Below are 13,453 nucleotides of genomic sequence, written 5' to 3'. Positions count from 1 at the left end.
GTGGTCAATTAATGATTACTCTCCTACTCGATTTATGACGATAAATCTTTCAATTCAAGGCATCTTCTACATGAAAAATAGTAAATAGTTCATTCAATCGAAGGATAAATATTGGAGTTGACGTGTTGATATCGGTATAATGGGGTAAAGAAAAAGTACTAACAAAATCTCAGGAGGTTGTTTATTAATATGGTACAAATTACATTCGGCGGAGATCCCGTTTCATTAGTAGGTAATGCAGTAGAAGAAGGGCAAGAAGCACCAGACTTCACAGTAGTAAACAATGATTTAGAAGAAGTTACACTTGCAGATTACGAAGGCAAGAAAAAACTAATCAGTGCAGTACCATCTATTGATACAGGGGTTTGTGATAAACAAACACGTAAATTCAACGAAGAAGCAGCATCAGAAGAAGGTGGCGTAGTGCTTACTATTTCTGAAGACTTACCGTTCGCTCAAAAAAGATGGTGTGCAGCAAGCGGTTTAGACAATGTTATTTTATTAAGTGACTACCAAAAACATTCATTTGGTAAAAACTTTGGCGTATTAATGGACGACTTACAATTATTAGCGCGTTCAGTATTCGTATTAGATAAAAATAACAAAGTTGTTTATAAAGAAATCGTGAATGAAGGAACAGACTTCCCTGATTTCGAATCTGCATTAAAAGCATATAGAGAATTAGACTAAAGTAAAGCAAGTATTTAAAGTAATTTTAAGTTAATAAATTTAGACCAGACTGCTCATAATTAGTGTAAGGATTTTAGATTCATTGATTATGAGCAGTCTTTTTAGGAAGGATTTTAAAATGGCTGAAGAACAAACAATTATGGAACGTTTGTTTCATGAATTAGATACTAAAACAAAAGAACTCAATAAAGAAAATGGTCAAAGTTTTATTGAGAACTTAGGGCTTGCGATGGAACAGATTTATCGTAATGACCGTGACTTATTAGAACAAGCAACACTAGCAGACCGACGTAAAGCTTTCCAATTTGCATATTTAAGCTTGTTGCAAGAACAAGATATTCAGGCAAATCACCAAATTACTCCTGACTCGATCGGCTTGATTCTTGGATTCTTAGTACAACAGTTTACACAAGATAAAAAAGAACTGAACATTGTTGATTTAACCAGCGGCAGTGGTCATTTAAGTGCAACTGTGCATGAAGTGTTAACAGAACAGACATTAATGCATCATCTTGTTGAAGTGGATCCAGTGTTATCTCGTGTCAGTGTACATCTAGCGAATTTCTTGGAAATTCCTTTTGATGTTTACCCACAAGATGCGATATTGCCTTTACCGTTTGAAGAAGCGGATGTCGTGATTGGAGATTTGCCTGTAGGTTATTATCCAGTAGATGATCGCAGTCATGAAATGAAATTGGGATTTGAAGAAGGACATAGTTATGCGCATTTCTTATTAATTGAACAAGCAATTGAAGCGTTAAGAGGTGCAGGTTTTGCATTTTTAATTGTGCCTAGCAATATTTTTGAAGGTGAACATGTAAAACAGCTCGAAAAATTCATTGCAACAGATACAGAAATGCAAGCATTCTTGAACTTACCGAAAACTTTGTTCAAAACTGAGCAATCTCGCAAATCAATCCTGATTTTACAGAAAAAAGAACGCGAGGTAACGCATGCTGTTGAAGTGTTGTTGGCCAATATACCAGATTTTAAATCTCCGCAACAGTTTCAAGGATTTTTAAAAGAATTGTCAGAATGGCTGCAACAAAATCATCACAAAAAATAAACTGTAATAATCTTGAAATTGAACTGTATTAATGGTTAAATAGATATGGTAAAAGAAAATGTAAATATTGGAGGCATAGTTTTATGTCAAAATTAGTGTTAGCAATTAACGCAGGTAGTTCATCACTGAAATTCCAACTTATAGAAATGCCTGAAGAAAAATTAATAAGTAAAGGTTTAATTGAGCGTATCGGCCTTAAAGGCTCAAAAATCACAGTAGAATTTAATGGTCAAAAGTATACTGATGAAAAAGAAATCAGCGACCACGTAAAAGCTGTTGATTTAATGTTGGATAGCTTAATTAACCACGGTATTATTCGTGACATCAATGACATTGATGGTACAGGACACCGTGTTGTTCATGGTGGGGAATTATTCCCTGAATCTGCGTTAGTTACAGACGAGGTAGAGAAACAAATTGAATCATTGACAGAATTAGCACCACTTCACAATCCAGCAAACTTAATGGGTATTCGTGCATTCCGAAAATTATTGCCGAATATTCCTCATGTTGCAGTGTTTGATACATCATTCCATCAAACAATGCCAGAACAAGCATATTTATACAGCTTGCCATTCCATTACTATAAAGACTATGGCATCCGTAAATATGGTTTCCACGGTACAAGCCATAAATATGTATCACAACGTGCTGCTGAAATTTTAAATCGTCCAATTGAAGAATTACGTATTATTTCTTGTCACATCGGTAACGGTGCTTCTATTGCGGCAATCGATGGCGGCGAATCAGTAGATACTTCAATGGGCTTCACACCATTAGCAGGTGTTACAATGGGTACACGCTCTGGTGATATTGACCCAGCATTAATTCCATATATCATGGAAAAAACAGGTAAAAACGCTGAAGAAGTGTTAGATATCCTAAATAAAGAATCAGGTTTATTAGGTATCTCAGGTACTTCAAGTGACTTACGCGACTTAGAACAAGATGCAGATGAAGGTAAAACACGTGCACAATTAGCACTAGATGTATTTGCTTCACGTATCCACAAATATATTGGTTCTTATACAGCGAAAATGCACGGTGTAGATGTTATTGTCTTCACTGCAGGTGTCGGAGAAAACTCTGACGAAGTGCGTGGCCGTGTATTAGAAGGTTTAGAATTCATGGGTGTTTATTGGGATCCTAAGAAAAACGAACAAATTCATGGTTCAGAAGGATTTATCAACTACCCACATTCACCAGTTAAAGTATTAGTTATTCCAACAAACGAAGAAGTTATGATTGCACGTGATGCAGTTAAATTCGGTAGTTTATAATTGATAAAATTCATCCAGTTAATAGGGGAAATAACCTTATTAACTGGATTTTTTATGCGTAATGATAATTTTTAAAGTAATAAAAAAACCGATCAGTTATTAACTGACCGGTCAAACACTCATAGTAAAAGCAAATTAATTATCTTGCTTGATATTGTTTACGTAATTCTTCAGTTGCTACTTGAGGTTCGAAATCTTCAGGCATTTCTTCTGTACGAACTACTAGAACATCACAAGGTGAATGACGAACAATAGCTTCTGAAACAGATCCTACGATAAAGCGTTCTACCGCATTCAAACCAGAAGTACCGCAAATAACTAAGTCTGCTTTGACTTCTTGTGCGATTTTTTTAGGAATGATTGCTTTAGGTGAACCAAATTCAAGGAGTGTTTCAACGTCTTCCACGCCTTCTTTTTGGGCAAAATCTTTATAACCTCTAAGTAATTCTTCAGCGAATTGTTTAGATTTTTCAGTGAACTGAACATCATAAACTTCGTATGAAGTATATGTTCTAGAGTCAATAACATTAGTGATGATAAGTTTAGCGTTGTTACGTTTCGCTACTTCCACCGCTTTATTGAATGCCCATTCAGCTTCTTGTGATCCATCTACTGCGATTAAAATATTTTTATAAGTTAACATCGTACATGACCTCCTTCTTCTATTCACTTATATTTTACCACATTGACAGAATATTAGAAATAAAAGTAGCGATTGAATTTTTATAATTGATTGAATTTTATGAATATCTTATCTTTCATGATAACTTAATCTTATCATCCTTTTCCAACCGTAATGATTGCGCTTTCAGCATATAAGCGTTAGGATAAGGATGGGAGGTGTACGGAATGAAAATAGGTATTCCAAAAGAGATAAAAAATAATGAAAACAGAGTAGGTTTATCACCAAGCGGTGTTCATGCTTTAGTTGAAGCAGGGCACACAGTTAAAGTAGAGAGCAGCGCAGGTGAAGGTTCATTCTTTACAGATGAGGATTATAAAGACGCAGGTGCAACAATTGTTGATGGACCTGGCGAAGCTTGGGATGTTGAAATGGTTATCAAGGTTAAAGAACCAATTGAACCAGAATACAAATATTTCAAGAAAGATTTAATCTTATTCACTTATCTACACTTAGCAAACGACGAAACATTAACAAAAGAACTTGTTGATAATGAAGTCGTTGCGATTGCATACGAAACGGTGCAATTACCAGATAGATCATTACCATTATTAACGCCAATGAGTGAAGTAGCAGGTAGAATGGCGACACAAATCGGTGCGCAATTCTTGCAAAAATTCTATGGCGGTATGGGCGTATTGCTAGGAGGAATTCCTGGTGTACCTAAAGGTAAAGTCACAATTATCGGTGGCGGCCAAGCAGGTACAAACGCAGCGAAAATCGCTTTAGGCTTAGGTGCCGACGTAACAATCTTAGACGTTAATCCAAAACGTTTACAAGAACTTGATGATTTATTCGGCGGACGTGTGCATACAGTTATGTCTAACCCGCTTAATATCGAACAAAATGTTACGCAAAGTGATTTAGTTGTCGGTGCGGTATTAATTCCAGGCGCTAAAGCACCAAAACTTGTAACTGAACAAATGGTTAAAGACATGAAAGACGGTGCTGTATTGGTAGATATCGCTATCGACCAAGGTGGTATCTTCGAAACATCTGACCACGTTACAACGCATGATGATCCAACTTATGTTAAACATGGTGTGGTTCACTATGCAGTAGCAAATATGCCAGGTGCGGTACCACGTACTTCTACAATTGGTTTAAACAATGCGACATTACCTTATGCGCTACAAATCGCAAACAAAGGTTATTTACAAGCATTGAAAGATAACCAACCATTATCTTTAGGATTGAATGTGTACGACGGTAAAGTTACAAATGAAGGTGTAGCTAACACGTTTGATCTTCCGTATACACCAGTAGATCAAGCATTAAATTAATTATTAATTTAATGGGATGTAAGGAGCGTATAAAGCTCTGAAAACATCAAAAATGACGCCATCTCATTGCTGTTTGGGGTATGAACAGCGATGGGGTGGCGTCTTTCTATACATAGAAATTTTTCAGCTCATAAAAAAGGTGGAGTATTCGTACTCCACCTTAAATCAATACTCTCTCATTATTTATCATAATGTGTTAAGACTTCATTTCCATCTTCAGTGACTAAGATGTCGTCTTCGATACGGACTCCCACTTCACCAGGAACATAAACACCAGGTTCAACTGTGACAACCATACCTGGAACAAATTGATTTGTGTTGAATCCAGCAACATCTTGATATTCATGTTCTTCTAAGCCTAAACCGTGACCAAGACGGTGTACGAAGTATTCACCATAACCAGCATCAGCAATAATACCGCGTGCTTTTCTGTCTACGTCACCAATAACTACGCCCGGTTTAATCATGTCAATTGCAGCTTTTTCAGCTTCTAATACAACATTATAAACAGATTGTGCTTTTTCGCTTGGGTTACCGAAAGCTACTGTTCGTGTCATATCTGAGCAATAGTTTTCATAAATAACACCTAAGTCGAATAAGACATATTCATCTTTTTGAAGTTGGCGATCACCAGGAATACCATGTGGTGAAGCAGCATGGTCACCAAATAAGACCATTGTATCGAAACTCATTGCACTGACACCGTATTTTGTTTGAATTTCATACTCAATATGACGTACCACTTGTTTTTCTGTTACGCCTTCTTCTAAGAAATCTACTCCGATTTCAATACATTTATCAGCAAGTCTTGCAGCTTCTTTGATTTTGTCAATTTCCTCAGGAGTTTTGACATTACGTAAATCTTTGATTGTTTGGTCAATTGAACCGAATGTTTCAACACCAAATCCTTCAATTAATTCTTTTTGACGTTTTAATGTCAGATGATCTTCTTCCACAAGAATTTTATCAAAGTTGTAATCTACAAGCTTAAATGGATCTTCACCATCAGCATTACCGACAACTTTACCAGTGAACGGAGAGGCTTTAACCTCTTCTACTTCTAATTTAGGGACAAATAAAACTTCTTCACCCTCAGCAGTAATTAGCAAGGCTAATAAACGTTCGTGGGGATCGCTTAAGTAGCCAGAAAAGTAGAATACGTTAAGCGGTGTCGTAATCCAAGCAGCCCCTGCATCTTGATTACGTATTTCATTAACAATTTCTTCTGTTTTCAAAATTCTTCAACCTCCATTCGTATGATTAACTTTATTTTAAGTCAAAGCGGTTCAGAATTCAAAAGGCAATGGTGTCATTTAGACTAAAGTGGGGTAAATGTTATACTAGAGTTAAGATTGAAGCATAAGGGGGCTTTTTAAAATGGAATTATCATTTCATGGACAATCAACAATCTATTTTGAAGCAAACGGCAAGAAAGTCATCGTAGATCCATTTATTACTGGTAATGATTTATCAGATTTAAATGCAGAAGATTTAGAGGTAGATTATATTATTTTAACGCATGGTCACGCAGACCACTTCGGTGATACTGTGAAAATTGCGCAAAAAAATAATGCGACAGTTGTCGGCCTTGCGGAAGTTGCAGATTATTTATCAACTGCACAAGGTGTAGAAAATGTACACCCAATGAATATCGGAGGTAAATGGGAATTTGACTTTGGAACAGTTAAGTATGTACAAGCGTTCCATAGTTCAAGTATCACAAATGAAAACGGCATTCCAGTTTATTTAGGTTCTTCAACTGGTTTGATTTTAGAAATTGAAGGCAAAACGATTTATCACTGTGGTGACACTGGCTTATTCAGTGATATGAAATTAATCGCAGATCGTCATCCAGTAGATGTATGCTTCGTACCAATCGGTGATAATTTCACAATGGGTATTGAAGATGCCAGCTACGCGATCAACGAGTTTATCAAACCGAAAATCACTGTACCTGTGCATTACAACACATTCCCATATATTGAACAAGACCCTGAAGAATTCAAGAAATTGGTTAAAGAAGGCGAAGTACAAATCTTAAAACCAGGTGAAGCTGTAGAATTCTAATAACACAGATAATAAAAATGCTTGTACAACTCAATGTACAAGCATTTTTCATTATTTTACAATCAATACTGGGATATGAGCACGTTTTGCGACTTTATGGCTGACGCTGCCTAGCACAAATTTCTTTTGCTCTTGTGCTTTACGGTTACTTACTACTAAAATGTCATAATCACCACTGTTCGCAAACTTAACAAGTTCTTCTTTTGGATTACCGCGTACAATGATTTCATCGTATTCGATACCGTATTCATCAAGAATATCACGTGTTGGTTGTAATTCTTGACTACGCGCTTTTGTTAAATCGTTTAAATGTGTGCCGCCCTTAATAGATGCTTGTGCATCTTGTTCAGTGATCGCATTTAATAATGTGACAATTGTGCCTTCACCAGACAATTTTCTGATATTAGCTAATGCTTTTTTGTTTTCTAAATCAGTATCAACGCCGAGTAAAATATTTTTATACATTCTCAATCCCTCCTTAATACATATTCTAATAAAAATGTGTCAACTTTTCCAATTAAATTTATTGTCAACTTAACAAACCGTATTTAAATTACAAAATGTCAACTATTGAGTTAGGTACTCCACCTATAACATGTTAAAATTCAAGAGAGATTAACTTCGATTTTTAGACTGAATCAAGTTATAATTAATAAGAAGAGTAAGCAGAGAATGAGGGAAGTAAGTAATGACAAAACATGAACAGATTCTTGCACACATTGAATCACTCGCTGTGGGTCAGAAAATATCTGTCCGTAAAATAGCAAAAGATTTAGAGGTATCTGAAGGAACAGCTTACCGTGCAATTAAAGATGCTGAACAACTTGGACTCGTCGCTACCATAGATCGAGTCGGAACTGTGAGAATAGAAAAGAAAACTAGAGAAGAAATCGAACATTTAACGTTTGGTGAAATTGTTAAAATTATTGATGGTCAGGTACTTGCAGGTCGTAACGGTCTTCATAACACGCTGACTAAGTTTGCTATTGGTGCCATGAAATTAGAAAATGTGGTTAAATATCTGACTAAAAATACTTTGTTGATTGTCGGTAATAGAACGGATGTACAATTAGAAGCATTGAGACATGGCAGTGCAGTGTTGATTACAGGTGGTTTTAGTACAACACCTGAAATTAAACGTTATGCAGATCAACATGATTTGCCTATCTTATCGTCTAATTACGATTCATATTTAGTTGCGAATATGATTAACCGTGCGATGTATAATCAGATCATTCGTAAAGAAATTTTAATTGTTGAAGATATTGTTAAACCTGTCACTGAAGAGACTGTATTGAAAGAAACAATGAAAGTTGCAGATGTCAAAAGTCGTTCTCAAGAGACAGGACATTCAAGATTTCCAGTTGTCGATGATGACTTTAAATTGGTCGGGATTGTGACAAGTAAAGATATTATTGCAAAAGATTCAGAAGAATATCTTTATAAAGTAATGACAAAACCGGTGTTAAATGTGCAAGTGTCTACAACTGTTGCGACATGTGCGCACATGATGATATGGGAAGGTATTGAATTGCTGCCGGTCACGACAATCAATAAGAAATTACTTGGCGTAGTATCACGTGAAGATGTTCTGCGTGCTATGCAATTATTAGGACGTCAACCGCAAGTAGGGGAAACTATCAATGATCAAGTCGGCAAGTACATTTCAATTAATAAAGATAAAATTACTGTAGATGTTGCACCCCAACTGACAAGCCAATACGGGACGTTAAGTAAAGGTGCTTTTGTCGCAATTATTGAAGAAACGATTCGCTATAAAATGCGTCAAATAAAAAAACAAGAAGTTATGATTGAAAGTTTAAGTATTATTTATATGAAGACAGTTTCTATTGAAACAGAACTTGAAATTAATTATGACATGTTAGATGTTGGGAGACACTTTGCTAAAATTGAGGTCAGCATGCGTGAAGGACAACAAGATGTAGCTAAAGCATTGATTATTTGTCAAATGCTAGAAAGCTGATGTACTGCATCAACAGATAATGAAGGAGTAATGATATGAATACATTTAATGAAATTATGAACCGAATTGAACAAGAAGATACAATTATTATCCATAGACATGTGCGACCCGATCCAGATGCCTATGGTTCTCAATTAGGTTTAAAATCTTATTTACAATTAAAATTTCCAGATAAAAATATCTATGCTGTAGGTGAAAGTGAGCCTTCTTTAGATTTTATGGGAACATTTGATGCAGTAAGTGATGATACTTACAAAGAAGCATTAGTCATCGTATGTGATACAGCTAATGCGCCTCGTATTGATGATCAACGTTTTGCTAATGGTAAAGGTTTAATCAAAATTGATCACCATCCTGCATTAGATCAATATGGCGAGTTAAATTATGTGAACACTGAAGCTTCATCAACAAGTGAAATCATCTTTGATATCATTGCGCATTTTAATGATACATCCATCATTGATGCAGAAACAGCACGCTTACTGTATTTAGGTATCGTTGGTGATACAGGTCGTTTCTTATTCAGCAATACAAGTGCGCATACAATGGAAGTTGGGGCACAACTTTTAAAATATCCATTTGACCACACTGCAGAATTGAATAAAATGGCTGAAAAAGACCCTAAACTTATGCCATTCCAAGGCTATGTGCTACAAAACTTTGAAATGAATGACAACGGCTTTGCGAAAGTTCAAATTACACAAGATGTTTTAAAACAATTTGATATTAAACCGAACGAAGCTTCTCAATTTGTAAATACAATTGCTGATTTACGCGGTTTAAAAATTTGGGTTTTTGCAGTTGATGAAGGCGAAGATATTCGTTGTCGTCTGCGTTCTAAAAAAGTTGTTATCAATGACGTCGCACAACAATTTGGAGGTGGCGGACACCCGAATGCATCTGGTGTTACAGTTTATAGTTGGGAAGAATTTGATCGTTTAGCAGAAGCCTTAAATCAAAAATTAATAGACTAACTGCACAATATTAAAAAGGGAGGGACAAAATTATGAAGGCACATCTAAATATCCACACTGCGTATGATTTGCTAGAATCTAGTCTACGTGTTTCTGACATTGTTGAAAAAGCAGTCGCAGAAGGCTATCAATCGTTGGCACTGACTGATAGAAATGTCTTGTATGCTGTCCCTCAATTTTATGATGCATGCAGACAAGCAGACATCAAACCCATTATCGGTATGACTGTATATTTAAGTGATGGCTTAACAGAGTTAGAAACAGTATTATTAGCTAAAAATAATCAAGGATTAAAATCGTTATATCAACTTTCTTCAGCAATTAAAATACAAGATAAACGTACGCTTTCTACAGAATGGCTAAAACATTATCAAAATGATTTAGTCATTATTTTTAAGCGTATCAATGCTGAACAAATGAATTTAGCGGAAATGTTTAGTGAACACACAGATGTATTCACGGATCATTTAAGCAGCGGTGCAGCAGAACAATTAGATTTAAATCAAGTGTGGATGCAAGAAGCAAAATATCTTGATGAAGCAGATGCTGAAACTGTCAGTGCATTGCAAGCAATTAAAAACAATAAAGCGTTAGACTTAGTAAATACAGGCAGCGAACAGCATGCCCATTTATATAACCAAGCTGATATAGATAGCTTGAGTTTATCTCATGACATTATTGATAATACAAATGACCTTGCTGATCAATGTAATATTACGATTGAATATCATCAATCGCTGTTACCACAGTATGATACACCTGAAGGCACTTCATCTAAAGAATACTTATACCAATTATTAGATAATGCTATTAAACGTATGAACTTAGATACTCCTCAGTATAGAAAACGTTTAGATTATGAGTTCGATGTCATTACGAAAATGGGGTACGAAGATTATTTCCTAATTGTAAGCGATCTGATTCATTACGCGAAAACACAAGATGTCATGGTCGGTCCAGGTCGTGGTTCATCTGCAGGTTCTCTAATCAGTTACTTGTTGAATATCACAACGATTGACCCATTAAAATATAACTTATTATTTGAGCGATTTTTAAATCCCGAACGTGTCACAATGCCAGATATTGATATCGACTTTGAAGATACAAAACGTGAACGTGTGATTGAATATGTACAACAAAAATATGGAGATTACCATGTTTCAGGTATTGTGACATTCGGACATTTACAAGCAAAAGCAGTCGCAAGAGATGTAGGACGTATTATGGGGTTTGAAGAAAAAACACTCAGTGAAATTTCACATTTAATTCCGTCTAAATTAGGTATAACTTTAAATGAAGCTTATGACACACAAGCATTTAAAGACTTTGTGCATCGCAATCATAGGCATGAAATGTGGTTCAAACTCAGTAGGAAATTAGAAGGATTGCCGAGACATACATCAACGCATGCGGCAGGTATTATTATTAACGAACGCCCATTATATCAATATGTACCATTATTAATGGGAGATACGGGTCTATTAACACAGTGGACAATGACTGAAGACGAACGACTTGGTTTGTTGAAAATCGACTTTTTAGGTCTGAGAAATTTATCCATCATTCACCAAATCATCAATCAAGTAAAGAAAGATTTAAATATCGATATTGATATAGAATCTATTCCTTTTGATGATGAGAAAGTATTTAAAATGTTGTCATTAGGGGAAACAACCGGATTATTCCAATTAGAATCAGACGGTGTCAGAGATGCGTTAAGACGTTTACAGCCGCAACATTTTGAGGACATTGTCGCAATGACTTCTTTATATCGCCCAGGTCCAATGGAAGAAATACCGACATATATTGCTAGACGTCATGACCCATCTAAAGTGGCCTATCTTCATCCTGATTTAGAACCGATATTAAAATCCACATACGGTGTTATTATTTATCAAGAACAAATCATGCAGATTGCAAGTAAGTTCGCAGGGTTCAGTTATGGAGAAGCGGATATTTTACGTCGAGCAATGAGTAAAAAGAATCGTGCTGTGTTGGAAAATGAACGTCAACACTTTGTAGAAGGTGCCAGTCGAAATGGCTACTCAGAACAATTAAGTAAACAAATCTTTGATTTAATTCTTAAATTCGCAGATTATGGTTTCCCACGTGCTCATGCGGTGAGTTATTCTAAAGTCGCCTATACGATGGCGTATTTAAAAGTACATTATACTAATTATTTTTATGCCAATATTTTAACGAATGTGATTGGCAGTGAGAAAAAGACTGAACAGATGATTGCTGAAGCTAAAACGATGAACTTAAAGATTTTACCTCCAGACATCAACGAAAGTCATTGGTATTATAAAGCAGCTGAACAAGGTATTTATTTATCTTTAGGTACCATCAAAGGTGTCGGTTATCAAAGTGTTAAAGCCATTGTAGATGAGCGTTATCAAAATGGTCGATATAAAGATTTCTTTGATTTTACACGCCGTTTATCTGGGCGTGTTAAAACACGTAAGTTATTAGAAGCGCTCATATTAGTGGGAGCATTTGATCAATTCGGTGAAACACGTGCAACCTTATTAGGAACATTAGATGAGGTTTTAGATTCATCAAGTCAAGTCGAACAAGATGCTTTGATTTTTGACTTTGTGACACCGAAATTAGAGTACCAACAAAAAGAAGAGTTGCCTGATTTAGCATTAAGTAACTTTGAAAAAGAATACTTAGGATTTTATATTACAAAACATCCAATGGAAAAATTGTTTGATTCAAAACAGTTTTTAGGCATTTATAAATTAAACAATGCGAACAATCATCAACCTGTACTTGTACAAATGGACACACTGAGACGTATTCGTACAAAAAAAGGGCAACCGATGGCTTTTGCGACTTTAAATGATGGTGAGCACACGTTAGATGGTGTTATTTTCCCTGATACTTTTCAACGTTATGAAACACTTCTATTAGAAGAAAAACCGTTTATTGTAAAAGGGAAATTCGAAAATAGAAATCAAAAGCATCAATTAATTATTAATGAAATACAAGATTTAGATGCATATGAAAAAACGATGTTTGAAAAAGCAACACGTATTATACTCAGAAAAATTAATGTTGATGATTTAGAGTTTGATACTGAAACATCTGAAACACATCAACAACTTCCAATATATTTTTATGATGAACAGTCAAACCAAATGCGGCAAGTTGGAAGAATTGAACGTGATGTTGACACGATTGAAAGATTGGTTGAACAAATTGATCCTGAAAATATTCGCTTAATGTAATAGAAGTCTGTGACAATGGATTGCATTAGTTACAGACTTTTAAAACTTTTAAGCAATTCATTGACAAAATTAAGGAAATTAATAATTTAACCCATGAGAATCAGTGAAACAGTGACATCTGTGTTATAATCAGTACATAAAATTCAGAGTAGTACTAAAACCAAAAGTTTATTGTAAATTTTCGGTAAAAATAA

At 35.4% G+C, this 13,453-nt stretch carries 11 protein-coding genes; 8 read left to right on the top strand and 3 right to left on the bottom strand.

Annotated features, from left to right (window positions below):
- Positions 1 to 189 precede the first annotated feature (189 nt).
- The 3 genes from tpx to HMPREF2937_RS12645 all read left to right on the top strand — a co-directional run bounded on the left by tpx (position 190) and on the right by HMPREF2937_RS12645 (position 3,036).
- A complete protein-coding gene (tpx, locus tag HMPREF2937_RS12655) occupies positions 190 to 690 on the top strand; it encodes a thiol peroxidase (protein ID WP_002481188.1) in 501 nt (166 codons plus the stop codon).
- 118 nt (positions 691 to 808) lie between these two features.
- Positions 809 to 1,756 carry a class I SAM-dependent methyltransferase gene (locus tag HMPREF2937_RS12650; RefSeq protein ID WP_002481187.1) on the top strand — a complete coding sequence of 316 codons (948 nt, stop codon included), beginning with the start codon at positions 809 to 811 and terminating at the stop codon, positions 1,754 to 1,756.
- A gap of 83 nt (positions 1,757 to 1,839) precedes the next feature.
- A complete protein-coding gene (locus HMPREF2937_RS12645; RefSeq protein WP_002481186.1) occupies positions 1,840 to 3,036 on the top strand; it encodes an acetate kinase in 1,197 nt (398 codons plus the stop codon).
- Positions 3,037 to 3,175: 139 nt separating this feature from the next.
- Here HMPREF2937_RS12645 and HMPREF2937_RS12640 read toward each other — a convergent pair whose 3' ends face one another.
- The gene (locus tag HMPREF2937_RS12640) at positions 3,176 to 3,679 is read right to left on the bottom strand and encodes a universal stress protein (RefSeq protein WP_002481184.1); all 504 of its coding nucleotides are present in this window, start codon (positions 3,677 to 3,679) and stop codon (positions 3,176 to 3,178) included.
- A gap of 206 nt (positions 3,680 to 3,885) precedes the next feature.
- Between HMPREF2937_RS12640 and ald the strand changes: the two genes are divergently transcribed.
- A complete protein-coding gene (ald, locus tag HMPREF2937_RS12635; RefSeq protein WP_023015972.1) occupies positions 3,886 to 5,001 on the top strand; it encodes an alanine dehydrogenase in 1,116 nt (371 codons plus the stop codon).
- 179 nt (positions 5,002 to 5,180) lie between these two features.
- Here the strand turns inward: ald and HMPREF2937_RS12630 are convergent, their stop codons facing one another.
- On the bottom strand, positions 5,181 to 6,236 hold the full coding sequence (locus tag HMPREF2937_RS12630) for a M24 family metallopeptidase (RefSeq protein ID WP_002481182.1): 1,056 nt from the start codon (positions 6,234 to 6,236) through the stop codon (positions 5,181 to 5,183).
- A 142-nt stretch (positions 6,237 to 6,378) separates the two neighbouring features.
- On the opposite strand from HMPREF2937_RS12630, the gene HMPREF2937_RS12625 reads away from it, so the two are divergent.
- A complete protein-coding gene (locus tag HMPREF2937_RS12625) occupies positions 6,379 to 7,068 on the top strand; it encodes a metal-dependent hydrolase (protein ID WP_002481181.1) in 690 nt (229 codons plus the stop codon).
- 51 nt (positions 7,069 to 7,119) lie between these two features.
- Here HMPREF2937_RS12625 and HMPREF2937_RS12620 read toward each other — a convergent pair whose 3' ends face one another.
- Complete coding sequence (locus HMPREF2937_RS12620; protein ID WP_002481180.1) at positions 7,120 to 7,533, bottom strand: universal stress protein; 414 nt, start codon at positions 7,531 to 7,533, stop codon at positions 7,120 to 7,122.
- 223 nt (positions 7,534 to 7,756) lie between these two features.
- On the opposite strand from HMPREF2937_RS12620, the gene HMPREF2937_RS12615 reads away from it, so the two are divergent.
- The 3 genes from HMPREF2937_RS12615 to HMPREF2937_RS12605 are packed head-to-tail and all read left to right on the top strand — an operon-like array spanning position 7,757 to position 13,259.
- Positions 7,757 to 9,052 (top strand): DRTGG domain-containing protein, encoded by a 1,296-nt coding sequence (locus HMPREF2937_RS12615; protein WP_002481179.1) that lies wholly within the window; start codon positions 7,757 to 7,759, stop codon positions 9,050 to 9,052.
- 35 nt (positions 9,053 to 9,087) lie between these two features.
- Complete coding sequence (locus HMPREF2937_RS12610) at positions 9,088 to 10,026, top strand: DHH family phosphoesterase (RefSeq protein WP_023015971.1); 939 nt, start codon at positions 9,088 to 9,090, stop codon at positions 10,024 to 10,026.
- A gap of 32 nt (positions 10,027 to 10,058) precedes the next feature.
- Entirely contained in the window at positions 10,059 to 13,259 is a 3,201-nt protein-coding gene (locus HMPREF2937_RS12605; protein ID WP_070864736.1) for a DNA polymerase III subunit alpha, read from the top strand.
- Positions 13,260 to 13,453: the final 194 nt, after the last annotated feature.

It is taken from the genome of Staphylococcus sp. HMSC061G12 (assembly GCF_001838465.1).
Lineage (GTDB): Bacteria > Bacillota > Bacilli > Staphylococcales > Staphylococcaceae > Staphylococcus > Staphylococcus simulans.
Note: the sequence above shows the minus strand (reverse complement) of the source record. Positions and strands in the feature narration are given on the sequence as shown.